This window comes from Acidithrix sp. C25 (assembly GCF_904848545.2).
Window position 1 is genome coordinate 1,275,878 of sequence record NZ_CAJHCI020000006.1, and the last position, 26,593, is coordinate 1,302,470.

17 protein-coding genes are annotated in these 26,593 nt (G+C 47.6%); 9 read left to right on the forward strand and 8 right to left on the reverse strand.

The features are described 5' to 3' along the window. Positions 1-1,564: 1,564 nt before the first annotated feature. From ACIDITHRIX25_RS74610 to ACIDITHRIX25_RS74635, 6 genes are all read left to right on the forward strand, one after another. Positions 1,565-2,713 carry an ABC transporter substrate-binding protein gene (locus tag ACIDITHRIX25_RS74610; protein ID WP_201732806.1) on the forward strand — a complete coding sequence of 383 codons (1,149 nt, stop codon included), beginning with the start codon at positions 1,565-1,567 and terminating at the stop codon, positions 2,711-2,713. Positions 2,714-2,754: 41 nt separating this feature from the next. Further along, a complete protein-coding gene (locus ACIDITHRIX25_RS74615) occupies positions 2,755-3,693 on the forward strand; it encodes an ABC transporter permease (RefSeq protein WP_201732807.1) in 939 nt (312 codons plus the stop codon). Next, on the forward strand, positions 3,681-4,541 hold the full coding sequence (locus ACIDITHRIX25_RS74620; RefSeq protein ID WP_052604205.1) for an ABC transporter permease: 861 nt from the start codon (positions 3,681-3,683) through the stop codon (positions 4,539-4,541). Before ACIDITHRIX25_RS74615 ends, ACIDITHRIX25_RS74620 begins: the two co-directional genes overlap by 13 nt. A gap of 81 nt (positions 4,542-4,622) precedes the next feature. Next, positions 4,623-5,717, forward strand: a complete 1,095-nt coding sequence (locus ACIDITHRIX25_RS74625; protein WP_201732808.1) for an ABC transporter ATP-binding protein — start codon at positions 4,623-4,625, stop codon at positions 5,715-5,717. Positions 5,718-6,706: 989 nt separating this feature from the next. Then, the gene (locus ACIDITHRIX25_RS74630; RefSeq protein ID WP_201732809.1) at positions 6,707-7,027 is read left to right on the forward strand and encodes a hypothetical protein; all 321 of its coding nucleotides are present in this window, start codon (positions 6,707-6,709) and stop codon (positions 7,025-7,027) included. Between the two features lie 201 nt (positions 7,028-7,228). Next, entirely contained in the window at positions 7,229-9,349 is a 2,121-nt protein-coding gene (locus ACIDITHRIX25_RS74635) for a putative transposase (RefSeq protein WP_201732810.1), read from the forward strand. Positions 9,350-9,879: 530 nt separating this feature from the next. Here ACIDITHRIX25_RS74635 and gad read toward each other — a convergent pair. Together gad and ACIDITHRIX25_RS74645 are read right to left on the reverse strand one after the other, a co-directional pair. Then, on the reverse strand, positions 9,880-11,379 hold the full coding sequence (gad, locus tag ACIDITHRIX25_RS74640; RefSeq protein WP_201732811.1) for a glutamate decarboxylase: 1,500 nt from the start codon (positions 11,377-11,379) through the stop codon (positions 9,880-9,882). A gap of 1,246 nt (positions 11,380-12,625) precedes the next feature. Beyond that, complete coding sequence (locus ACIDITHRIX25_RS74645; protein WP_201732812.1) at positions 12,626-12,850, reverse strand: hypothetical protein; 225 nt, start codon at positions 12,848-12,850, stop codon at positions 12,626-12,628. 253 nt (positions 12,851-13,103) lie between these two features. Between ACIDITHRIX25_RS74645 and ACIDITHRIX25_RS74650 the strand changes: the two genes are divergently transcribed. Continuing rightward, positions 13,104-13,328, forward strand: a complete 225-nt coding sequence (locus ACIDITHRIX25_RS74650; protein WP_213333417.1) for a hypothetical protein — start codon at positions 13,104-13,106, stop codon at positions 13,326-13,328. 243 nt (positions 13,329-13,571) lie between these two features. On the opposite strand, the gene ACIDITHRIX25_RS74655 is transcribed toward ACIDITHRIX25_RS74650, so the two are convergent. The 3 genes from ACIDITHRIX25_RS74655 to ACIDITHRIX25_RS74665 form a co-directional block, all read right to left on the reverse strand. After that, complete coding sequence (locus ACIDITHRIX25_RS74655; protein ID WP_201732814.1) at positions 13,572-13,853, reverse strand: type II toxin-antitoxin system TacA family antitoxin; 282 nt, start codon at positions 13,851-13,853, stop codon at positions 13,572-13,574. A 425-nt stretch (positions 13,854-14,278) separates the two neighbouring features. Beyond that, on the reverse strand, positions 14,279-14,410 hold the full coding sequence (locus ACIDITHRIX25_RS74660; RefSeq protein ID WP_283770401.1) for a hypothetical protein: 132 nt from the start codon (positions 14,408-14,410) through the stop codon (positions 14,279-14,281). A gap of 688 nt (positions 14,411-15,098) precedes the next feature. Continuing rightward, on the reverse strand, positions 15,099-16,574 hold the full coding sequence (locus ACIDITHRIX25_RS74665) for an MFS transporter (protein ID WP_201732815.1): 1,476 nt from the start codon (positions 16,572-16,574) through the stop codon (positions 15,099-15,101). 92 nt (positions 16,575-16,666) lie between these two features. Here ACIDITHRIX25_RS74665 and ACIDITHRIX25_RS74670 point away from each other — a divergent pair, with 92 nt between their 5' ends. Beyond that, positions 16,667-17,284: a TetR/AcrR family transcriptional regulator gene (locus ACIDITHRIX25_RS74670; protein ID WP_201732816.1), complete on the forward strand. Its 618-nt coding sequence runs from the start codon at positions 16,667-16,669 to the stop codon at positions 17,282-17,284. Positions 17,285-17,591: 307 nt separating this feature from the next. On the opposite strand, the gene ACIDITHRIX25_RS74675 is transcribed toward ACIDITHRIX25_RS74670, so the two are convergent. Then, a complete protein-coding gene (locus tag ACIDITHRIX25_RS74675; protein ID WP_201732817.1) occupies positions 17,592-18,326 on the reverse strand; it encodes a Type 1 glutamine amidotransferase-like domain-containing protein in 735 nt (244 codons plus the stop codon). A gap of 312 nt (positions 18,327-18,638) precedes the next feature. On the opposite strand from ACIDITHRIX25_RS74675, the gene ACIDITHRIX25_RS74680 reads away from it, so the two are divergent. Continuing rightward, positions 18,639-19,541: an SMP-30/gluconolactonase/LRE family protein gene (locus tag ACIDITHRIX25_RS74680; RefSeq protein ID WP_052604124.1), complete on the forward strand. Its 903-nt coding sequence runs from the start codon at positions 18,639-18,641 to the stop codon at positions 19,539-19,541. Between the two features lie 564 nt (positions 19,542-20,105). On the opposite strand, the gene ACIDITHRIX25_RS74685 is transcribed toward ACIDITHRIX25_RS74680, so the two are convergent. Continuing rightward, a complete protein-coding gene (locus ACIDITHRIX25_RS74685) occupies positions 20,106-23,414 on the reverse strand; it encodes a putative Ig domain-containing protein (protein WP_201732818.1) in 3,309 nt (1,102 codons plus the stop codon). Positions 23,415-24,880: 1,466 nt separating this feature from the next. Then, positions 24,881-26,338: an NAD(P)/FAD-dependent oxidoreductase gene (locus tag ACIDITHRIX25_RS74690; protein WP_201732819.1), complete on the reverse strand. Its 1,458-nt coding sequence runs from the start codon at positions 26,336-26,338 to the stop codon at positions 24,881-24,883. Positions 26,339-26,593: the final 255 nt, after the last annotated feature.

Genomic DNA, 26,593 nt, shown 5'->3' on the forward strand with positions numbered 1-26,593 from the left:
AAAACCAATGGCACCTTTTTGCTATACAAAAGCAACGTAGTTATGAAGTCTTTGCCATCATCGCCTAGGGATAAAGCAAACAAAAATCTTTAGAGTCAGTCATCTTTTCATCAAATTCACCGCGTTAGATCAAAGATTCGAGACCAAATGATTGTTAAAGATGAGTAAAAATCTCCTCTCACGGCGGTTCATGCGAGAGCCGAAATTCATAATAATGTGCATTAAAGCGTTTCAACTTAACAAATCGTAGAGTTTATTAAATAAATGATCAGAAGATACTGAGAAAATCACCCAGTTGATCGTCCGGATAGCAACGATCTTATAGATCTGACCCAAAAGAGATAATCGGCCACTTCCCTGAAACCATAGCGGAAATGGTGCCGTCCATGACACTGCCTTCGCAAAAGGGCACCACAGGTAAAGATATGCCTCTTTGGTCGACCTCCAAATCGATCGCCTAGGTCCATTACCCTCTTTGATTTCAAGTACATTAGATACAAATCAACGAGAAGAAGGCATGGAAAATGGAAGCCATCTTCTCGTGAGCACACGATTTTGACCTGCCAGTACAACTCTGCATATCCGCTACAAGCCACGAAATACTACAATTCGGATCCAGAACACCAAGGCAAAACGGCATAACTCAATTGACCCTGCCAACTTCGGATCACGCTTAGTAACAAGATCAGTGATTATATATCTATTGTTCTAAGGTGATTCTCGCCACCACCTTTGATCGCAATAACACCTTAAGCTTCAAGTGTTAATATTATTCGGATCAATACGATAACCATTGAAGTTAGAACGTTCATCCATATCTAAATAAGAAAATGAACCTTTGGTGATCCTTTCTGCCATATCTAGTGATGCTGAAGCAAACCGCTTTTATATATTTTATTACTAGGGTCATAATAACTAAATAAAGTAAATCAGCGCGCAACATAATTTTTCCTGAAATATGAATAGAAAAGCTGTCGATGGAAACAAAAAATACACAATTCAACCAAGTGCAAGAATTATCACCAAGTCAATGTCTTTATTGAGAGGCTATAAATCTCGGCATAATATCTAATTACAATAGAATTCAACTACTCAAAGATGATTCATTACCGCTAGATATCCACTTAACTGACGCTGAACAGCCGATGATCAAAACTCACCGGACTTATTGTCACGCTCCTAGCTCAAAGGAGCCTCGCTAGAGACAATAATTGGTAGACCAGCACCTTTAGGCGGCATAGAAAACTCAGAGTTTGAATAATCGCCAAAAGCTAGAACTGGAATCTACCAAATAATGCAACCATGAGGTAGGATCAGATTTCCTTTTGAAACTAATACCCTACAATCTCCCATTCTGTCGTTCCGACTAACCACAAAGTAAGAGTTGTCAAGGAAAGATCTGCGAGGTTTGACTACCCTATCAGCGCCCTTTAAACGGTTACCACCCATTGAACGGAAGGTGGAAAACAAATGAATAAGATATAAATCTTTTGCAAACTGAATACAGTTCTCATAATTTGATGCTAAATTTTGCACATCTGAGGGGTTCAAAACAGGAGGAACATTGAATAAGAAAGTAGCGATTACGCTCAGCAGCACAGCACTAGCACTTGTGCTTGGCGCTTGTGGATCGACCAGTAGCTCAAGTACTGCGACCACTGCGGCATCGTCGTCAACGAATTGGGCCACAGCCACATCAGCTCAAGCCGGAGGCGGTATGAGCGCTCTAATAGCTGCGGCCAAGAAAGAAGGGTCGCTCAACGTTATAGCGCTACCACCAGGTTGGGCGAACTATGGCCAGCTAATCTCATCCTTTGAGAAGAAATACGGAATTACTATCACAAGCGAGAACCCAAATGGTTCATCAGCCCAAGAATTAGCAGCTCTAAAAGCGGAAAAAGGAACTTCCAAGGAGCCTGATGTTGTTGACGTAGGACCATCATTTGCCCTTCTCGGTGCCTCACAGGGTCTCTTTAGCCCATACAAAGTTGCTGAATGGAGCCAGATCCCAAGTAACTCTAAAGATGCAGCGGGAAACTGGTACTATGACTACGGCGGCTACATCTCAATTGGATACAATGCGAGCGCTTTTGGCTCAAATCCCCCAACGAGTTTCGCTAGCCTTCTACAACCTCAATACAAAGGTGCAGTAGCCCTCGATGGAAATCCAACGAGCGCAGGTGCCGCTTTCGGTGCAGTATATGCTGCTAGTCTCGCAAATGGAGGCTCCCTCTCCAATATCCAGCCTGGACTCAACTACTTCAAGAAGCTCGCTGCTGCCGGCAACTTCGTACCAGTACAGAGCTCCCCTGCTGTCATTGAGAGCGGCCAAATCAAGGTCAACATCGACTGGGACTATCTAAATGCTGCTTATGCAATAGCGACAAAGGGCAAGGTCAACTGGAAAGTATTCGTACCATCTAATGGTCAATACGCCTCTTACTATGCTCAGGCAATCTCGGCTAATGCTCCACACCCAGCTGCTGCTCGCCTCTGGGAAGAGTACCTTTATTCCGCCGCAGGGCAAAACCTCTACCTAAAGGGGCTTGCTCGTCCGATCCTACTTCCAGCCATGCAAACGGCCGGAACTGTCAATTCGACCTATCTGAGCTTGCTGCCTACGGTTACTGGGCAACCTCAGTTCCCAACTGGATCACAGCTCTCTGCAGCCCAAGCACTGGTTGCAAACCAGTGGCCATCAATAACAGGCTAGTTTAGATAACAAGAAGTAGCTAAAGCGAACAAGGAGTGTAGTTGACACTAAACGACGAGCTCCTCGATCGTTCGCCATCTCCAGCAGGTGACGGAACATCAGTTCCCGAACCTGCTGGTCGCATTTTGCGGGGGCGGCGTCGGGGCTGGAAAAATGCTGCGGGAACATTACCATTTGTCGCGTATCTTGGGGTTTTCCTAGCAGTACCGGCAGTATCGGTGATTGCCACCGCATTTCAAGACGGTAAGGGCAACCTTACCCTCTCTAACTTCAACGAAGCAATCCATGGTGTATATCTAAAGAGCTTCATAGCGAGTATCCAACTCTCATTTGTCGCGGCACTAGTTGCTGTAGTGGTAGGCCTTCTGGCTGCTTTAGCGGTAAGTTCCACCTCCAACAAAATCGTGCGCTCCCTAGTCACCGCAGGCTCTGGCGTCTTTGCGAATACTGGAGGTGTCCCACTAGCATTTTCATTTGTTGCTACCGTTGGAAACTTTGGTATCGTAACCAAACTCCTACAGTCAGCTGGCTTTGACCTATATTCGCACGGCTTTTCGCTCTATTCGGTAACTGGCTTAGCCATCGTCTACCAATACTTTCTCATCCCTCTAATGATCCTCATTATGCTTCCGCCTATTCAAGCTCTTCGCAAAGAGTGGGTGGATGCTTCGGAATCTTTAGGCGCCTCACGCTCGCAGTTCTGGCGATGGATCGGCATTCCCCTATTGGCACCTCCGATCTTCGCAGCATTTATCGTCCTTTTCACTGATGCTTTTGCAGCATACGCAACCGCTCAAGCCCTGACTTCGGGAACGATTCCATTAGTTCCCATCCAATTGGGCGCACTCATCTCCGGAAACGTCCTAGCCGGACAGACCAACCTTGGGGATGCGCTTGGAGCTGGAATGATTCTCATCGTCGTAATCGCTGGTTTGATCTATGCGACAATTCAAAGGAGGACCTCTAAGTGGTTACGATAGCTCCAGATATCACATCCAAACCAGGATCAGCCAATAACTCCAGTGACGTGTTGCGTCTAGGAAGACCATTTAGATATATTGTTTTGACATTGGTTGGCCTTTTTTTCATCGTGCCAATCGTCTCATCGGCCAGATTCTCATTTCTGGGGAACCATAACAGCTTCACGATCTCGGCATATACTCAACTCTTTGGGACTGCACAATTCTGGAGCACACTTTTTCTGTCAGCAAAGGTGGGGGTTGGAACTGTCTTTCTCACCCTTTTACTTCTGATTCCCACTGTTGTTTGGGTCCATGTCCGTCTTCCAAAGCTGCGCCGTGTCTTTGAAGCTGCATCGCTGCTTCCACTCGTAGTTCCGTCTGTCGTGGTAACTTTGGGGGTCATTACCTCATTTAGGGGGCTTCCCAATATCATCTATGGCACACCGGTAATACTCTCGTTGGAATACGTCGTACTAGCACTGCCATTTAGCTATCGAGCTTTGGATTCTGCAGTACAATCTATCGATCTAAAGACCTTAGTGGAAGCTGGCCAATCATTGGGCTCTGGGTGGATCAAACTTTTACGATATGTTTTACTGCCAAATCTACGGGGTGGGATCATCGGGGCATCGATATTAACCTTTGCCTTCTGTTTGGGTGAATTTGCAGTCGCATCGCTCCTAAGCTTCACCACCTTTCCAGTCTTTTTGGTCCAGGTTGGACAATTGGCTGCAAGCCAAGCCGTAGCACTCTCTTTGCTAGCGCTGTTATTTACCTGGATACCGCTAGCCGTTATCACGATCGTCTTCTCACAGCGTCGCGCCAAACGGAGCACTCCAGTACTAGACGATCTCGAAATTTCATAATGGCAACAGCGCAGGTCATAATTCAAGCCAGCGCTGACAGATCTGAACCAAATTGCTAAGTAAAAGTAAAAGGAATTATCGTTGACAACGAAGACAAATACCCAAGGTGGACGATACGGTCGCTCAGGACTGCCGGTCGAATTCGATGGAATCGCCCGGAACTTCAAGGACGTGGCGGCCTTAAAATCCTTCAACCTGCATGCTGACCCAGGCGAATTAATCGTCCTTTTGGGCCCTTCCGGATGCGGAAAGACAACAGCACTTAGAGTCCTAGCAGGGCTCGAGATGCCAGATAGCGGACGCGTTACCATTGGCAACCACGACGTTACCTCTCTTCCTGCAGCCAAACGTAATATCGGAATGGTCTTTCAAAGCTACAGCCTCTTTCCAAATATGACAGCAAGAGAAAATGTAGAGTTCGGCCTTCGAGTGCGCGGCCAGAAGCAGAGCGACCGAACTGCTCGATCAAATGAGTTGCTTGAGCTAATCGGTCTCAAAGACCAGGCCGATCGTTACCCTCATCAGCTATCAGGTGGCCAGCAACAACGAGTTGCACTCGCCCGTGCACTTGCAATCAAACCTGAAGTACTTGTATTGGACGAACCGTTATCTGCTCTTGATGCGAAGGTACGGTCGTCTCTTCGAGATGAAATTCGAAGAATTCAACTCGAGTTAGGCATCACAACCTTCTTTGTCACTCACGATCAGGAGGAGGCACTTGCCATCGCTGATCGTATAGCAGTCATGCACCAGGGTCAACTAGAGCAACTCGATACCCCACTCGCGGTCTATACAAATCCTGCCACTGAATTTGTGGCTGAATTTGTCGGCACCGTCAACCGCCTCCCAGGGAAGATAATCAATTCCAACACGGTCGAGGTTGCTACGGTCGGGCCAATCAACTACGCCTATGACGGAGCCTTTCCATCTGGAAGTCAAGTTGAGGTCCTTGTACGGCCAGAGTCGATTGGTGTTCGAGATGGTGGCGATGATACATGCCGAGTTCTTGCCAAAAGCTTTCTTGGATCAACAATAAAGTTGACACTTTTAGATAAAAGTGACAGATTGATCATCGTTGCAATACCCACCTCTGAAGCTGCACTGGTGGCCAACTCTGAAACAGTCTCCCTTTACTCAAGAGGTGACGCCCTTTTGGTAAAAGATGGTGCCAGGTAGTTATAACAAATCCAACTCCCTAAGAGATCGACCAAACCAGCGATCATGGGTCGCGGTCGATCTCTCCTACTCGTAGCCTTAGATGACCCAAGCCAAGGCGACAGACAACTACCTATCGTTTTCCAACAGGCGAAGACAATAGGCCGTAGGCTATCTCACTTTGTGCATTAGATCCAGGGCGCATTAATTTAAAGTACATTTATTTAAACAGTGCGCATCACCGCGATCCTTAGCCAAATCACCCATAAGGCTAACCTTCAGCTCGTATGGGAACCAAGGAAACCAAAATGATCACGAAGAGCTTTTGCAACCCTGTCAAACGGCTAAGACTACCCTCTGGCATCTCAAATTGATAGCAGGAAAGATCTCGACATCAGCCGAGCGCTCATCAAGGCCATATTGCACCTTCGATCTCATATGTCAAGAAAGCTATTCCACAACATCATTTAATCGTCTATTCATCTAAATGTGGGTCTGATCGCACTCAATCGACAAGAAAACGAAATGAACTAGATTCGAACGGCGCTAAAGTATCTCGGTCAATCAATGGGTTTCCTTGATACCATGATCGCAGCACCATGCACCATCCACAGAAGCCATTCGGGTTAGCAATAACACTAGGGACTTCGATGAGTCCATGGGATAAGATTGTAAAGATGATTTGAGCTTCGACACTCTCTCAAACGACTACCCTTCGTCTAAAGTGACAAGGGGCCGCTGACTCTAAGATATGCAGACTCGCACTTACTAGTCGAACAAGTGACCAACCACAAAATATAGACTGCAACTTTACCAACTGGCAACTTTATCAACTGAGACGGCGTTTCGTTGGACCAGTTCATCAGGGAGCCAATTTACTTCTCTTGGATGCCGAGGTAATATTGTATAGTGGCAGTTGCATTATTGTTCGAGAGCAAAACAACCCAAGTTCTATCTGGAGTCGAATGAATGAATACTAACGAAATCCAAGTCATGTCGATGATGACACAATGATCGTTCTGATCGGCGGCCCAAACTACCGGGAATGTTCGCCAACAGAACGTCGCCAAGCTCGAAATGCAGTAGTCAAACACAGCCTCGGAGGTACGTCCAAAATCAATCAAGCAGCACTTGAGTGGGCGAAGTCCTCGGTGGTTATCAGTCTGTCGGGTGTCGCTATCATAGTGTTCTTTGGTCTATATTTGTTGGCTGTTCAAGGTAATACTCGTGGTGTGGAACTCCTCATTGTAGGAGTGATCAATCTGGCATTCACTGGTCTCTACCTTAGGAATCTGAAACTATTTCGTCGGCTCGTTGCACCTCAACAGTGATTCTTTGTCACAGCTTTATCGGCAACCATTTTCGGCTCTCCTAACATAGATGTGGATCAACCACCCGCCAAATGATCCCAATTTGACTGGGCGCCTCAAAGGCTCAGACCTCCGGTAGTTGAGCCGCAATCCCTGTTTTGAACAGGGATTTCTTTTATGTTAGGAATTGCATAAGTCGTTCAATAGTGCTATGATAAGGAGATGAGAAAACGCCGAGAACAAATCGAATTGCTTCCGGGTATGCCTGCGCCATTCAAGCTCACTAAGACGATGGTAAACGGCGAGATGGTGGTGAGCTGGGGGCCTCGGGCAGTTTTCGTCTACGATCCAGCGGACCTAGGAATGCGAAACTTGGCCATCGTGGCACTTACTTCGGCAGGAGCCTCGGGCTTAGAGGTGGCTGCTCTCTTTGAGTTGCGACCCGAATACATCTCGAGATTGCGGGGCAGAGCATCCAAGGGCGGTTCCGCCGCTTTGGTCCCACCTATGGGACGACCCCGGCTTCTCAGTGATGAGGCGATTGCTCAGGCCTATGCCATGGCGGATGCAAACCGTCCAGGGACCGAGATCGCCGCTGCAATTTCGGTCTCGACCGCCACTGTGAGCCGTCTTCTGGCACGGCGAGTTCGCCCTGAGTCCGAACAACTACGCCTCAGTGTCATTGATGGGGTTGAAAAGCCCGATCAAGCAAACATAGAAGCCGAATCCGCCATAGTAAAGCCCGATCTTGGAAACAGTAGCGACACCGACAATCTAGTAGTTACCCGCATCAGCGATGGGATCCGCCAAAGTGCCTATGCAGGGGCGATGCTTTTGCATGGCTTTTTTGATCGAGTGGGTGCCAGTGCTGTGTTCGGTGTGTTGCCATCAGGTAGCGCACGCCGCTACGACGTGAGCGCCACGTTGCTTGTTGCAACCTTTGGATTCGCACTTGGTGCATCGTCACTAGAGGGAACCAAGCACCTATTGGACACTGACGCCGGAGCACTGGTCGGCTTGGAACGCTTTCCTCATCTTCGAACCCTGCGCCCCCGGCTCGCTGGCCTTGCCGATGAGATTGATCCTCTTAGAGTACAAGTAGCTCTAGCCAAGGCAATGCTAGAGGCCGACGATAGCGCTCCGGAAGTGTTCTTTGTTGACGATCACTTCGTTGCCTATACCGGGTCTGCTCCACTGGCTAAAGGTTGGAATACCCGCCGACGACGCGGCGAGCCAGGTAGGAACGACACGTTAATCGTCGATGAGAATTGGCGGGCCATCTGTTTTTCATCTGGAGCACCGTCGTCGCTCTCCAAAACCATGTGGGGTCCTCTTGAACAGCTACGGGTCATCTGTGGGGACCGCCCGGTGATGGTCGGCTTTGACCGGGGTGGTGCCTACCCCAAGGTCTTTGCCGAGTTGAACAAGGCCGGCTTCGACTGGGTCACCTATCGCCGTGCCCCTCTTGAGGTACCTAGTGTTTTACCTAAACACTCATGGGTAACCATAGATGGATATCGACACTACATCCAAGTAGCATCAGAGACTCTTCATCTAGAAGATGTCGGAGCGCTCCGCCAGATCAGCATCTATGAGGATGGTCAGGTGGCATTGCAGATCCTCACCTCTGATTTGGTGAGCAGTGCTGCTCGCCTAGCACACACCCTGAGATCGCGGTGGCGCATCGAAAACAGCTTCAAGTACTTACAAGACCACCACAGCATTGGTTGGTTGTGTGACTATCGCATGGATCGCCGCCCTAATGTAGCCAAGGTAACCAATCCCATGCGCACTCAAGCCCATAACGCACTCAAGAGCGCTGAATTAGCTGTTGCAGAGCTTGAGAGATCTATTGGAAGAAACGCTACTACCCAAACTGTCGACATCAAAGAGAAAAACAACACTCTTGATAGTCTCTCGCGTCAACTCGAGGTGGCACGTGTGGTCTTCGAGGAAGCAAGAGTTGCACTCAAAGCTATCCCCGCCAAGATCCCCGCTACCGATATCGATCCCAACGCCACTAGAGCTTGGCCTGTCACCAATCGCCGGGCCTTACAGATGGTCTGTAGATTGCTCGCTTACAACGCAGAACTTGACTTGGCTCGAACGCTCAACAACTATCTCTGTGATCTAAATGAGTACCGGAGCATTACTCGTAACTTGCTTCATCAGCCCGGTGAGATCCGCTATAGCCCAAGAGCAATTACCGTTACCATTCGTCAGCCTGATGCTCCCCGCATCAATCGAGCCCTTAGTCTGCTCATAGAACAACTCAACGCTAACCCACCGCGCCTTAGCGGTGACAACCGACCAATTACTTATCAGATCGAGCCAAAATCTTGACATCGATGTACTTCGCTATTACCGGAGGTTTGAGGCTTGGTCGCTGGAGACAATCGGAAGCATTGAGGGTGAGAAATCTTCATGACGATAAAAAATAAAACCATAGATACTTCATTGACAATTTGCAAAAAAAAAATCGCAATAATTAGGTATCACTAAGCAGCCATCGCCGCGCCATGGAGTTGTAAGGTTGGTTAGTCTAAGCCCTCATAAGATCAGCCTCTCTAAATTGTCTCTCCCTACCCACGATTTAGTCAAATTGATTCTTCGTCACTGCGATGCTCAGGTGCACATATGTAAGCCATCAAACCATTGGTGATCAATCGAACCAACCAATTAGGACAGCCGATTTCAGCTGAGCCGATTTCAGCTGAGCCGATTTCAGCTGAGCCGATTTCAGCTGATCCTATCCGTCAGTAGGTGATTTCGGTTGCGATATCAATAGCGATGGTTATCCTCATTTGCCATTGCACAGCAGGTCAGCCAGTTCTTTCTCCAAAGAACCGCTCAAATCAGATAGACCAAGAGATCTAGCAGATTCCCTGAGGCTTGTCCTTTTGCTTTTGCATCGCTATTTCTTCATGATTACCGCTAGTAACCTTGGTGGCCTTGGCACCTTTAGGAACCAAGCTACGGTGGCGGTGATTAACTCGGGGTGCCGGTTTATGCCCCCTAATGAGGTGATCTATAACAGATTTAAGATCATCAATCAGATTTGATGCTAGATCCATCCCCAACCCCTCGCGCACAACGATACGCAAAACAGCGATCTCAGACGCATTAGGTGCAAGCGTATATGCAGGAACTATCCATCCTCGTTCGCGAAGTGAAGATGAAATGTCAAAGACACTATAACGAGAGGTATCGACCAAAGAGATACATACCACAGGTAGTGTCTCCTCCGCAGATAAGACTTTGAAGAGTCCAATCTCCTCTATTCTTTGAGTTATCCATCGAGCAGTTGAGTCCAAAGCAACCATGACCTGTGTGTATCCTCGACGCCCGAGTCGAAGGAAGTTGTAATACTGGGCAATAATCTGAGACGATCCTCGTGAAAAATTCAAATTGAAGGTGGGGTGATCGCCCCCAAGATAGTTGACATGAAAGATTAGGTCATCGGGTAGATACTGCCGGTCGCGCCAGACTACCCAACCGACACCTGGATAGACGAGACCATATTTATGGCCCGAGGTATTGATTGAATGGACCCTTGGGAGCCGAAAGTCCCACTTCAAGTTGGGAGTTAAAAAAGGAGCCACAAACCCTCCAGATGCAGCATCAACGTGAATCGGTACATCAATTCCGTTTGTGGCTTGTAGGTCATCGAGCGCATTAGCGAGCTCTTCGATAGGTTCGTACTCACCGGTATAGGTTGACCCCAAAATGCCAACGACTCCAATTGTATCTTCATCGACTAAGTCAATAGCCTCCTTCACCCCTATGACGTATCGATCCGATGCCATTGGAACATATCGCGGAGTCACATCAAAATAACGTGCGAACTTCTCCCAGCAGACTTGGACGTTTGCCCCCATCACGATATTTGGCACTCGATGGCTAGTCACGCCCGCACCTTCTCCAAGGCTATTTCGCCATCTCCATTTAAGGGCAAGGCCAGCTAGGTGGATCGCTTCAGAAGATCCAACGGTAGCAGTGCCCAGAGCTTGGCCGCTATTTGGTGCATTGAAGAGATCCGCGATCATATTCACGCATCGATCAGCAATCGCAATAGTTTGAGGGTACTCATCCGCATCGACAAAGTTTTTGCCCAAGCTCTGAGCCATCAGTTCTTCGGCCTCTGGCTCCATCCAAGTAGTCACAAAGGTAGCTAAATTCAACGATTGATTGCCATCCAAATTCAACTCATCTTTGATCAATTGGGCAATCAAACGTGGAGAACTCGAAGAATCTGGCATCCTAAAGCGAGGAATTGGCTCACCCACCTCCCGAGATCCATAGATTGGGGCCAAGTATTGGTTAGCATCCGAGCCACCATCATCTTCAGAGGGATCGATCTTATTTGTCAGCATTAGCTCAGTGCTCCTTAGTCCATCCAATTAGTGCAGCCGACTTAGTCTTTGTTGTCTTCAACTTAAAAATCAAAGCAGTTCACTCAAGAAGGCCGCTTTAAAAAGCCCGCTTCCGATACGTTCTTGGCTCAAACTTAGCACGATTAATCAAAGCGAGTTTGACTCATGGTCGACATTATGGTTCTGAATCGATTAGGTGGCACTGCCACTAGAGGCGAGAACCGACGCCAAAATTGCTCATACCACTTCAAAAATACAGCGTATCAAGAGATCGAATTAGCTCCTTGGGTTATCGCCGCCACGAAGATTGCTATTAACCACCGACAAATCATCAATCAACCTAGGGAACACCCATTGTTGTGGTTGCGCGGGGGTTGTGGTCACCCGGGGGGGGTTGACAAGGGAAAACCCAATAAAAACAAAAATCTCAAACAAAGCGTTTCAGATGCCTCTTTAAAGGCAAACTCTGCAATGTCAAGCCTGGAATGTCAAGCCTCGCAACAACCTGGCTATCAAGGTGACGAGGTTTCGAAATAACCTCAGCTGGAAACGAGATTGACAGGCCAAAAGGCGAAGGCGCCGGAATCGTCGAAATCCAGAAATTGAATCGCTGGGAGTAGATCCCGAAAAGGGGCTCGTCCCAATGACCCTATCTAAGATTCGCCTTAGCGGGCTGCCGATTAAAGTAACGCACGCCCTCGATTACTGGAGCGATGAAAACGGCTAAGCGGTACCGTCCATCTTGGTTTCGATCACACCTGCATTCGATGTCTTCGTTATCAATTCTTTAAAGTAGAAAGCACATTTCGATCTGATTTTTGCTCGCTGTCTCAGGTCGAGACCAGCCGATAAAGCCACCAGTCTGGCCAATCGTAGCGGTTTTGCAAACTAGTTTTCTCAGGAGCATTCAAATGGGGACGGAAGAAGGCCCTAAGCTAAGTCAAGGCAAGTACGCTTTCCATCGGCCGCATCGACATTGCTACAGTGACAGGGAAATACCTATTGCGGCCAAGCAGATCCTCCCGCACCTCGGATCTGCGCCTCGTAAGTCATAACGCTCCCGACTGAATTACTAGAATTTATTAAGCTACATTGTGCTTCCACCTGCAGTTGTCCTTTTCTAACTCTATGATTGTTTAAAATCCTGCTAAAGAGATCCTGGGCATCGATCTGTTAGTCGGGAAATTGAGCTGGGCAACGGGTGTCCAAAGATCGACATCTACCTCCAGTGCCTCAATGCTTACAATTATCGAGTATCTATCGCCATTATCGCTCCGATCAAAAGCTGGGCGATTCGCTCACCATCTAGCAACCAGATAAATTGCGACCGCCTCTTTGCTGGCAAGGTTTGATGCGGATCCATCCCAGATATCGGTGTGGAAGGGCCCACGGATTGCTGCCGGTTCGCTCCGAAGAACCAGTTCTCGGATTGACTAATGGTTGTAGGTCGGGTCTCTTCTTTGGTGCGCACCTCTTTATTGATACGTTTTCGCAAGTCGTCGATGCTCTCGATCGGGCGCTTTAGGGCAAATGAAAGCCCATCTGAGGGATATATTTATCTGTCTGCCCGACTACTGGCGGACAGGTTTGGTTCGATGAAATATGAAAGCGTGACGCGCGCCAGCCTGTGTTTTCCCAAGCATTTCGAGATCAATAGGGGTGGGATTCTGTGAGTAATGTTTCAGCTCGTAAAGTGCGACGGATATCCTCATTAACAAAACTAGATGAAGGTCATCCGTTGGACTCTGTTCGAATTCGGGGATGTGGCGGAGATAAAAGTCACGGGCCTCGTCGGATTGCGCATGAATCAGAAGCCCGCGGCAGCCGATCTTGTCAGACAGGTCGAGGAGTCGCAGAACTACGTCTCGCACAAGAGCGGATCCAAGCCTAGCTTCTCGTGTCTAAGGTCAACTCCAAGACGCGCTAGAAGGGCAATTGGCTCAGGATAATGTCTTCATCCTGCTGAACTCTTGTGGGTGCAACGTCAAAACGAATCTGTGCCATGCACCACGCATAGTAGGCTACAACCGAGTTACTGGAGCGCTGTGGGACCACAAAGACTCGCGTTGAGCCGCTAGAGGTAGCTTGAAGGGCGTGCCGATATAGCCAGTCAGTTTATTCCGATGAACGACAATGGTACTGGCTTAGATCATGACCGAGGAAGAGGAGGTCTGGTGGTGCATACCTCGGGCTCACTCGACGAAGGAAGATGGGCGCTGTGGGACCTGGCAAAGACCTAGAAGATCCCTTGTGGGTCCAGCATTGATTCTGTTCCACTCTTCAAGTACTTCTCCGTCAAGGACGAAACTGTCCCGATCAGCTAGTACGCGTTGGGCAGCCTCACATGCCTGTGAAATAACAAAATTTACAAGATCGCTCGAGCATTCTTGAACCGCACGGTCGATTAGTCGCCTCTCATCTGGAGTAGTCCGAAGGTCCATCCTCATGCTAGGACGTCGAGATGTTGTGGACACTCTAAATCTCCTCTCTGTGCGTCCTTTGTGCTACCATTCGCTAAGCGCAAAGGCGATTACAGCTTGAAAAGTGGCATTTTACGAAGCTCCTGAACTCACCACACTGGGAAGAAAATATGGTGGATGGATTAAATCACTGATGCCATCAACCACGAATCCCATCAACCCCACGTCATTGACGAATACTTATACCCACTTTTCACCCAACAGTTGCGTCCTAGAACGTCCCGTCCAGTCCGAGTCTGTCTCGCAGCTCTTTCCATAACCCTCCAATGAACTACGAAAATGGGACAGCTTCGGCCGCTATGACTAAGGCCTCGGATAACTTCGTGCTGGCTCGTGCTCCCATGATCGAGGTACATGAAATTCGGGTCGGGATCATCAATTACGAGGCCGAATGCAAGTACATCAATGGTTGCAGACCACTAGGTAGGGTTGCCCGCTTCGAAGGCCGCTCGGTCAGTATCTAGATCGTCGGGGAGTTGCGGCCAACTTCCGGCAACAGCCATCAAATAGAGACGTGCATGCCCTGCCGCTTCGATCTCAATATGGTCCACTGCTCGAACCGTGATCGCCCATAGAGATCCTTTTCGCTGTCACCTACATCTGAGAGCAACTTTACAGACTATAAACCATGGTAAAGAGCCACCGTTTGATTAGTCATGAGTACCTCGTGTAAATTCCCCTATAGACAAGCACACACCACTTTGTTTGTTATCAAACACAACCGGGCGCTTGATTATTGTCTTTTTGTAGATGCCAACTCACTTGACGCCTAGGGAGCACGAGATGCCACTACGAGACGAGCCATTCCTGTGACCTCGAAGCTCGAGCACTTATGCTTGCGTTAGCGCAAATCTCTCTTGCTTGGCGGATTCTCATGCGTGGTAAGTCTATCGTTCTTCAACAAGGAAGGCTAGACTTTCTCTAGCTCAACTACTTGGCGCGTCAACCTGGTTAGCTCAACTGGTTCCAGAGCGGTCAGAGGTTTTTCGCTTGTGGATTTACTAGCTTGGATGCGGCAACGTTTCTCGCGGGCCCATCTTCTTAGCAAATCTTCTCTAAGGAAGAGCTCTACAGCAACCTCTATTTCGCTGTTACCACAATCAATTACCCTATGGGCCGCTTTTGAACTCCAAGGTGAAGTTCCCCTTATTGATTGCCAACTTGACGCCTAACATTGCAACATCGTATGGGCAATTGGTAGGTGTCAAGTTGAATCCGCCCAGATATCAAAGAAGAACTCTATTCCATAACAACGCTAGTCATTACTCCAGGTGCGATTGCCTCCTGCTTAGGTCGCCGAACGGAAAACAATGCAATAATACCGGCCAAAACAGCCATTACTGCCCCAGCCTTAAAGCCTGATGTCCAACCTGAAACCTCGATCAGGATCTTGGCATTATGGCCAGTAAAATGGGAGGCAACAAGCTGAGCAGCTTTGTTCGTAGCACTAGCCGCTGACACAGTCGCTAAGACTGAAATTCCGAGGCTTCCTCCAACTTGCTGAGCGACACTCACCATAACCGAACTGAGTCCAGCCTCTTTAGGAGTAACTCCTGTCATAGATGTAGGAAATACCGCTGAAAATGTAGCACCAAGGCCTGTGGCATTCAACAACAAGATAGGAAGAACATGTGTTGTATAAGATGCTCCGGGACCAAGGCGGGAGAACAGGAACAATGCCAATCCAACTGCCATGGGACCATAGACCAAAAGCGGGAGCGGCCCGATCTTACGCATCGCTCTAGCTCCATTCTTGGCAATCAACATAACTGTAGCGGTCATAGGAAGGAAGGCAAAACCTGCCTTTAGAGGCGAGTAGCCAAGTACATCCTGGAGGAATTGGGTAAGAAAGAACCAGAGTGAAAATAGCGCTGCAGCCACTAGAAACATGACAGCGTAAGCACCGCTTCGGTTACGGTTTGAAAAGATCGAAAGATTCAAGAGCGGCTGCTTGGCTGATCGCTCGCGAAGGTAAAAAGAGATGAGTCCAACGACTCCGATACCAAAAGCCCCAATACTAATTGGCGAGGTCCAACCTGAGGCTGCCGAATGGATAAAACCATAGACGATTCCTGAAACACCCAGGATAGATGCGATTGCTCCTATAAAGTCGGCTGGAACGTGTTGCTTTTCAGACTCGCGCAAAACCCGAGGCGCTAAAATAGCCAAGGTTATAGCTATAGGGGTATTGACAAAGAAGACCCACCTCCAGCTAAGATATTGCGTTAGCAATGCTCCAGCTATCAATCCAATTGAGGCCCCTGCCGCAGAGACAGCGGCAAAGATCGCTAGCGCCTCTGTTCGTTCCTTGAGATCCTCAAAGTTCGAAGCAATTAGAGCAAGCGCAGTCGGAGAGGCAATAGCCCCGCCAATTCCTTGAAGAGCTCGAGCCGCAATCAAAAGCGCACCACTAGTTGCAAAGCCACCAGCAAAACTAGCGCCAGCAAAGAGTAAGACCCCGATCATGAACATCTTGCGTCTTCCAAAGATATCGCCAGATCTACCACCCAATAGAAGCAGTCCGCCAAAGACAAGCGTATAGGCGTCTACTACCCAGGTAAGAGAGGTGGGCGAAAAGGAAAACGCTTTGCCGATAGAGGGCAGTGCAACATTTACGATGGTTATGTCGAGAACAATCATCAACTGAGCACTAGCGATAAGTGCAATGGCCAACGGTCCTGGCGCTTTATGTGGCCCTCTAATCTTCTCCGGCATTATGTTTACTCCAAATCACAAATCACAAAAAACTTCTAACTGATATACTATAAGGAACGCAAGCGTTTCTTATTCCCAAACGAGATAAAAATATGAATACCCAAAACTCCGTTACCAAGACCCGGCGCCGGGGCTGTGAACTAGAGGAAGCTATCTTTGGGGCAGCCAGAGAAGAACTCTGTTCAAAGGGGCTCTTAGCCTTCTCAATTGAGCGTGTTGCTGAACTGTCCTGCACTTCAAAAGCCTCTATCTACCGGCGTTGGCCCAATAAGACCGAACTTGTAATCGCTGCAGTTGAACCTCTTCTTCCTCGAATTAAAGTTCCTGATCAATCCAGTGATCTCACCAACGACCTAATATCAGCCGCGAGGAGCGTAGTTGAAGGATTCAATGCTCCTAGTGGAAAGATCGCTCTAGCGCTCATCTTGGAATCACGTAGAAAAGATGAACTAAGGGAGCTGGTTGACAAGAGAATCGCGGAACCGAGGCGGATGATCTTTCGAAATATTATGGAACAACACCAAAGTCAACTCGCCCTCGACAAGCAAGAGCTAAACCGAGTGGGCGATCTAATACCGTCCCTTATAATCCATGCGGCGCTTGCCAATGGCCTTCCTATCAACGAAGATCTTCCAGAGGAGATCGTCATAAATTTGGTAACACCGCTGATTCATGGAATCCAATCGCTAAAGGCGAAACAACCCAATTAAAGGCCTACGGGGCGGATCCAACCCGGTATCGAAAATTAATCAATTCTATAACAACCCGACTTCGTCAACCATATTGCTAGCCATATTGCCAACCTTGTCTTTAGGGTATAAAAACTCCCTCGAGTATCCATTTTCTGGGCATTAAAACCGAAAGAAAGTTGATAAAGAAAAAAGTTGCACTAGAGAATGAGATTGCTATAAAAGGGAATTAGTTGATTTCAAATCGATCAAACTAAGAGATTTGAGACTCTCTAAGGTGAAAAAATAGACTAAATGACAAAACTTCTCAGGTTATCCAAGACTAGCCTCATGCACCATTTATTACCCTGGGTACTATTTGATCTTCTTTCACCTCCTCGCCATCGCGCCAAACGTGATAAGCGTAGCGATCTACAACTTCAGTTATGGCCTCTTCAAATAAGGTACCAACGTAGACCAAACCCACACCGTCGTCACTGGCATACCCTTCGGGCAAAGCCCCACTTCGAATAGCCTCCTGAAAAAGCGGTCGCCGCTGGGCCTCAGAATTGTAGTGGACTCCATTCGAGTAAGGGATAAAACCAAGGCCGTTATCAACAACCCTCAAATCGGGACCAAATGAATCAGTCGTGCCGCCTATATGCCAACATATCGACCCAGCCGAGACCCCTCCTAAAACGGTTCCTCCTAGCCAAAGCCTATGCATAATCTCATCAAGTCCATGGAGCTTCCAGATAGCAAGGAGGTTGGCAACGCTCCCGCCACCGACCCAAATAACATCATGCTCGCCAAGAAAAGACTCAATATCATCCACATTCGGCATTGGAAAGAGATTCAGGTGTGATGTAGTAAATCCGCTATCTCTACCAGCTTGATCCAAAGATGCTTGGAAATATCTTTGATCACCAGATGCCGTTGAGATGTGGCAGATTGATGGTCTTCTTCCCCTAACGCCTGATCGCTCAATGGCGTGATAGATAAGTGGACCATAGGCTATTGGGTTTCGTCTACCCTGAAAAAATCCACCGGAGGTCGCAATCACAGTAGGAACGTTATTTGTCATAGGAGCAAATATACATCGTCATCGGCGCTTATGAATTGCCTTCTCATCTCCAACCTTTAATCCTTAAAAAATTGCAACTTGATCAAGTCTCAATCATCTCCAATTGATCCTTGATAACCAATTAGACCCAAATAGAAATCAGCATGATTATCAGTCAAGGAAGAAGAATGAGCAATCAACGATGGAAAATACGAGACAGCGACCTATTCGGGGAAAATTGGTGAATCGATTCAAAAATGGCCATCTCCACCTATACAGCCTGCGCTAGATTTGACTCAGTTATAGGCCATATAGATCTCGAGGAAATTAGCGATGACACAATATCAATTGGAGACAATTCTAGAAAATGGCACCTTCTTTGAATCACCACGGTGGCACGACGGCTCGTGGTGGCTATCGGACTTCTACAGCCATAGGGTGATCCGTCTCGATTCAAACAATGCTCCTGAAGTAATGCTTGAAGTACCTGGTCAACCATCAGGAATTGGATGGCTGCCTGATGGTTCGATGCTCGTCGTCTCGATGAAGGACCACCTCCTCCTTCGATCAACAGCAAAAGGAACTTCCAGCGTGCATGCTGACCTTTCACAATACAGCGGCGGTCCCTCCAATGACATGGCGATAGATGCTAAAGGACACGCTTATGTCGGTAACTTTGGATTTGACTTTATGAATGGTGCTGATCCCAAATCCACCTCAATAGTGATGGTCGATATGGATGGCACAAGCCAAGTTGTAGCATCTGAGATGTACTTCCCGAATGGCTCTGTTATCACCCCAGACGGAAAGACCCTAATAGTAGGCGAAACCATGGGTTGTCGCTATAGCGCCTTCGACATCGAAGACGATGGTACGCTCTCAAATCGCCGCACCTGGGCCGAACTTGCTCCCCTACCAACGCTCGGAACCTTTGGAGAGACAATAGGACAAGTGACCATAGCACCTGATGGATGCTCATTGGATGCACAAGGACAGATCTGGGCGGCTGACGCACTTGCCAATCGAGTAATTAGGATCGCCCCAGGCGGCCAGATTACAGACGAGATCCCTGCACCCTCTGGGATGGGCTTCTTCGCATGCATGCTTGGCGGCGAGGACGGAAAGACGCTCCTTTTGTGCAGTGCTCCGGACTCCTTTGAACACCTGCGCAAGAACAAGACTGAAGCAGTAATTATGACGACCAGAGTCGAGGTGCCCCACGCCGGTCGTCCTTAGGTAGCACATAGACCGCCACCTCTAATAAAAATAGCACCCTGGATTTTCAAATTGTGAACCATGCCACTTTGGAGTGATTGCGACCTAATCAATTTACGAGACGTCCACGATAGCTAGCGAAAGACTCCTTGAAATTAAAATCAGCAGGGCTGCATCTAGATAGATGATCACCCTAGATGCAGCCCTGTTGATTTACAAATTAATCCAATATTATGCCTTACTGCAAACCAGACGACCAATGCCATGGTAGCTGAGAGATAGAGATAAAAGTCCATATATCCAGGAGCAAAGGAGATGGAGACCCAACTTCTTGGAATTGTTCAAACACCTAAGTGATTCATCCAAAACCTCTCAGTTAAAGTCGGTGCTTAAATAACTATCGACCTGCGAATTGGACCTTCTAAGTCGATTATAAAGGTTTCAGATACGAAGTAGATGATGCATGAATATCCAAATTCAGATTAGAACGTACCTCGCAATAAGCGTGAGACCTATCGTCTAGCTCTTCTAGTAGCAGTTGAACTCCAGGCAACCCGAGTTCATATCGAGCCTCTCGAATCGAGGTCAGCTAGGTCGACTCTTAGGTTGTGATCGATAAATGATCCACCCAATCAACACCATTAAAGCAAATACTAAAAATAAAAGTTCAGTGAAAGTAATAAAAAAGCGATCTGGTCTAGTAGTTCCACTATGGCTACGCGAAGAAGAGCCACTTGGGGCATTGGAGTTAGTAACGTTTGTGGTGTTGGATGGCGGAATTGGCTCCATTAATGTGGGCTTGGTTGGAGAGGTGAAACCACTAGAAGACGACGGCGACTCAATCAGTTGAGATCCCTGAATATTGCTTGCTTGGCTCCCCGGATTCGTCAGGGTCAGATTGAAGTCACTTGGTGTCGTTGGAGAACCCTGGGTCGATGGTTGAGGATTACTAGTCCCACTTGGTGTCGTTGGAGAACCCTGGGTCGAAGGTTGAGGATTACTAGTCCCACTTGGTGTCGTTGGAGAACCCTGGGTCGAAGGTTGAGGATTACTAGTCCCACTTGGTGAAGTGCTTCCAGAAGAAGTCGCGGGATGGGCTACGACAATCAAGGTATAAGTAGCGATCGATTGTTGATGTAACAAAAGACCTGAGTCAGAGTCCAACACCCTAAAGGTAAATGACCCTTGTGCTGTTGGTGTTCCATACAAAACACCTGAGGTTGACAAGGACAGTCCATTTGGAAGATTTCCAGAGACCAAGGTCCATTCATAAGGGGGAGTTCCGCCCTGGGCATTTAAAGAAGTATTGTAATAATTTCCGACGGTTGCATCATGTGGATTCGATGCAGATAGAGCCAAAGTTGGTAGGAGATTCAAGGATGCGGAGCCTGACACTTGGCCATAATTGTTGCCATCGCCGCTATAGCTAGCATAAAGACTGTAATTACCGCTGTCAAGGGTTATCCTGCATGAAGCTGCGTTCCCAGAGATAAGCGACGAACATAGCGGGCCGTTTTCATCGAAAAAATTCACATAACCAGTTGGATTGAAGCCATTGATAGTTGCAGACAACACGACCGAGGAGCCAGCCAGCGCCACGGTTGGAGATATGGAAAGCAAAAGGGAGCTATTCGACCTATCGACGGTTATAGATTCGTTTTGAGTGGCGCTAGCGCCCAATGAATCCTTTACGCTCACCCAATAGCTGTAGGTACCCGCGGCAGTCGCCCTCCCACTCAGCGATCCAACTGAACTATCAAAGTTCAGTCCCGGTGGCAAGTGGCCGCTTTCACTGAAAATATCAGCACCCACACCGCCACTAATCGTTGGGGTGTAGCTATAGTTAGAGCCAACTAAAATCGACGAATTTGCAGGCTTGGAAGAAATGGTTATAGCTCCATTAATAGTAAGGGAGGTAGTCGCTTTCGCTTGCAAATAGTTACCATCTCCGGGATAACTTGCAATGAGATCCATTGATCTCAATACGGGCGATTCGATATTACAACTCCCTACGGAGATGGCGCTCGGGATATTCAGGATGGACAGGTCACTAAGTTGAATATCGCACAAAGGTTGATTCACTCCAGGAGTAGATATTTCAACGCTGCCCGTAGGCGGATATTTATTAGTACCATTTGCATCTTCAACCGCCACCGATACCTTGGTAGACACACCTGCTTCAGATGGTGATGGCGATGCTTTCAGGGTGATCGAAGAAGTCGCCTTTTGAAAATTAATTGTGAAATTTTGGCTTGAGTGCCCACCATAGTTGTTAGCAGTTACCCTGAAGGAATAGGGTCCACCTCCAGAGGAAACGCCTGACAATACCCCCTCAGGAGACAGGGTAATCCCCGATGGCAATGTCGTGGTGGTGTTATAGGTGATTTTTGGTGTTCCAGTAGATGTGAAGGTGAAAGATCCCTGCTCCCCATCGATAAAAGTAGTGGTGGCAGCGGAGGTTATCGACGGCGAAACTACACTTTGACCGTAATTTATCTCAATGGCTCCAACGTCGCAATATCCACTTGCACTAGAAGGCCGAGAGTTGCCAAGCTCGTCGGTCGTTGGACAAAGGGTAAAGTTCGGCTCCGAGGCACTATAGGAGATAACGGTATCGTAGGGAACCATCTCTAACCCTATCGATCCACTAGTAGGCACAAAGTATCTGGAATGTGCGTCAACTGGCGTCACTTTAACGTTACTAACATCGCCAGAAGCAGTGAAATTGCATTCCGATGAATCAGAGACATTATAACCCAATGAAAAAATAGTCCCTGTAGATTGCCCGAGGCTACAGTTGTTTATCAAATCCGTAGTATTACGATCCGTATTATCTACCACGTACGAGCCGCTCATCTTAAGCAACGAAGGGGCAAGTACTCCAGGACCGAAACCGATTCCGGCACCACCACCATTGACAGAAACGTGGTTTCCGGCAATCGTCGAAGCAATAACGGCCGAATTCTGACTGATGTTGAAGATTCCGCCACCGTCGGTTATAGTTCCAGAGATCGTTTGCCCATTTCCAGCACTTCCCGAGATAGAGTTGTGAGTCACTGACGACTCGAACATATCAAGCCGACCACCATTAAATATACCGCCGCCGTAGTAGTTAGCGGGGGAAGAGGAATAACTACTCAAACTTTCATCGATCACATTTTGACTAATCAATGAGCGGCTAATGGTCAGCCGACCACCATTATATATACCGCCGCCGTAGGCTAATTGAACGCACTGGTTTGGTGAGGAGACGAGACAAAATACTCCTATATTGCCCGCAAAATTGTTCACAATGGAAGAATCAATTATCGACATAGTGCCCGCATTGTAAATACCACCGCCATTAGTGGAGAAGTTGGTATACACTTTGACGCCATTGAGCATCGTTGTAGTCCCGCTTTGAGCGTAGATACCTCCACCATATTGATTATCTCCATCCGATAGGGTCAAATCGGTGATCGAAATTTGCTGTCCAGCTTGAGGTATTGTGATAACCGATCCACCACTCGGATTTATCGTAGTAAGGCTTGTGGGTTGAAGATCTTCCACTGTCGAATTACCGTTGGTACCCACAATTTGAAGCGAGGCAATGGACGTAGGAATGGTTGCACCTTGGCCCTTAATCGCATTTGCAAAGACGATTCCATAGACGTCAATCGTGTCACCGCTTGCCGCCTGACTGAGGGCATATTGAAGTGTTTTACAAGGTGAGGAGATATTTTGGCAGTTGTTAGAAATGTCGCTTCCAGATCCAGATACGTACAGGTTGGAACCTTGGCCTTCGACTGGCTGACTCCCAAATTGCCCTATTGAGAGCACTATGACGCAAAGACACAACAGCCAACGTAGAGCTATCCGTCGATTGCACCAACGGTTGGGAGTCAACCTAAACATAATCGCTACCTTATGATGTCAACCAGAGACAAAAAGGAACACGCCTTGGTGACCTTGAGTACAAACTCTACAATTTGTGACTTCTTGCCCTAAATCCTATTCCAAAACCATAGCACTTCACTAGAAATGAATTTCTTATCTAAGGCCAAAAACTTGCTTGTTAGGCCATTCAAAGATCAGATATTTGAGATACTCCTACGGAATATCCATGGCGTCATTAGAGCCCTGAACAACGAGCTCTTTTCAAATGAGCCCCTCGCAAATATGTGACCATCAACATAGCTCCTTATGGAACCATTGTCAGGAACATAATCTGATCTGGCGACTAACTATGAAATTAGAGAGATGGCGACAACTTTTAATCAATGTGTCATTGGGGCTAACCATAGATTCTTGCGCATTGAATTTGGACTCAACCCATTAAGAGTGCCTGGAAGAGTCCAGATCATAAGGGCAAAATAAGTTGAATCCACGCTGCTTAATCCATTTATCCAGATAATCATTTCAAATCGTTCGCAGTTGCTGATCCCAAAGCTTCATCAAAGGGACATACATCTGACGCCTAAGGGCCAACATTCTAAAAGCATCGGCAAGATCTTCACTAATTACAGATTTGCCCACAGTTTTACTTTCTAGGGTTGAAACTCGGCTCGACCTAAAGTCAAGGAGACCTCCGCAACTTGTCACTCTTAAAATGAACAAAAATTGATCAAAGCAATCTAACCACAAGTTGGATCCAAACCAAAAATAAGTTCCAACATTGAACCCATCCCATTGGATCTTTCAAAAACCAAAGGCAAGGTAGCAAAAAGTTCTAGTCAGCAAAATGATCGCATACTCAAGCGAACGAAATCCACACACCAAAAACGACAATTCGAACTCAAAAGTGTTTTATCTCAAAAATCCGCCCGAGCACCTTTTAAGACCTTTATTTGCCTATTTGTCAAACCACTAGGAGGGGACCCATTCTCTCTGAATTAAGCATCCCCTATCGAGAGCACTTGGGTTGTCCCCGCGTCAAAAGATACAACAACCCATACTGTGCCAATCACCTTGCTAGGAAATGGCTACGAAGACACTTCCATGGCTCACCCAAAAAAGTCGGATGATGGTTGACGACCCTGTTAGACAGTTCATGGTCGTCAACCCTGCGGAATATCGATTTGATTGACCTTGATAAGATTTGAATTTCTAATACCAAATTATCTGTAGCAGATAAGCTAGCTATCGGATTCATTCGCTCGAGACCACCTCAGCGCGCCCAATCAAATCAATCATGACCCTTGAGGACCATTCCTAACATTTTGAGATTAAAGACCACAAATCGCCAGCCTTGGTAGAAAAGATTGGTCCTCAGTGCAATCGTTCTGGCCGTAGGCAGTGGTGCACGAGAAATATCTTGGTTTCCATTATCCATAATTCTTCATTGGACCTTTCAATTCATAGAGCTTTAAACCTAAATTGGCCTACTCGGGGATTCGATACCATCCTGGAAGGGCTTTTGCCTTGTAGATAAAGAGATAGTGAAGCATCAATTTCACCCAGTGTCCGCCTAAGCCGATCTCGCCAGATGTCCCTTTAGAGTCTCGACCGGAGCCGGGAAAACGCTGGTAATCTGGTACAACTGGGTACATTGTCATCGCTGCAGCAGTTCCATTTTTAATTCCAGCCCCAGCAGAGGCGATGCAGGCAGCACCCATCTTGGCCATTGATGCCTTATGCAATGGGGCATCTTCTCCAAGATTAATTCGATCGGCGATCGACCTGGCCACGGTCTTTCCCATTACGCCAGATGGCATGCCAGTTCTCGGAGGAGCAGGTGAGATCACTGTTCCGTTGGGACTAGTCCTTGGTCGAGAGATGGGATGTGGCGGTGCAAAAGCAATACCAACGCCAAAGACGTTCTCGTACTTTTGGGACTGATAGGTGCTAGGCCAATCCGAAGCATTCCAATCATCGAATGTTCTAGAGGTGTAGTCAGCATCCACCTTCATAAAGCCATTGGGTGCAAATATCTCAGAGGTAATGTCATCTCCACCTTGGTCATATGCCCTTAGGTCCACACCTCTAAAGGGTGGAAGCAGCATTGCAAAATCAAAAGATAGTGTTAGTTTTGAACCATCTAGCTGCTCATAGGTGAGCACCCCTTCGTCGACTTGCTCAACGTGTGCTCCGAGGATCGCCTTCACACCTCGCTCACGAAAAAGTGACTCAGTCCACATCTTTGAGGTGGTCACAAATCCATTTTGGACAAATTCCATCCCCCCAACACCAAAGTCACCTAGCTCAAATTCATTTGTCAAATAGATAACCGTAGCGAGTTCTCTAACACCCCTGTTGCGTAGTTCATGTTCCACATTGAATGCGTATTCAAATGCGGCACCTTCGCATGTGCAGGTTCCATGGCCGACACCAATCACCAGTGTCTTTGGATCACCTTTAGCGAGCGCTTCTATGATCTTTTCAAATTCACCAGCGGTCTTAGTGGCATGGTCTGGGGTACAAACCGAAAGAGTATTGGCATCAGGACCAAGACCCGGAGTAGCCGCGAAGTTCAACTTAGGACCGGTGGCATTTATGAGATAGTCATAGTGCAATCTCTCCAGCCTGTCCTTCTCTTTCTTGGAGGTGTGGATGATCTCCACAAAAGGCTTAGTCGAAGTTTGGTCGCCTTCTGGATAGAGGCCAACCGCAAGGGCTTGGCGAAAGTCGATGCCCTTACGACGATAGACGGGCGCAAGGGGAAAGGTAACCTGCTTCGTCGTCATCTTTCCGACGCCAACCCAGATGTTGGAGGGGATCCAATTCCAATTTGAATTCGGAGAGACCACCACCACCTCGTGACTAGTATCAAGAAAGCGACGTAGATAAAGAGCAGCCGTATGACCCGAGATGCCCGCTCCTAAAATCACGACTCTAGCCATAAGTTAACTCCATTCAGAGATGGTGACCCTTTTGAGAGGCCATCAAATAATGATTCCTACAACCAATCCAAATCTCGCCAAAGCGACAGAAATGGACTCTAAAACCTAACCTTATCACCATAATCATATACCCCATAGGGTATTGTGGCCCCACTTTACGATTGATAAACAGTTCAATGCCCAACACATGGCCTATAGGGTTTTGGCGAGATTGTGCTAGTCAAAGAAAGCCACGACACAAGGTACCAGCCCAGG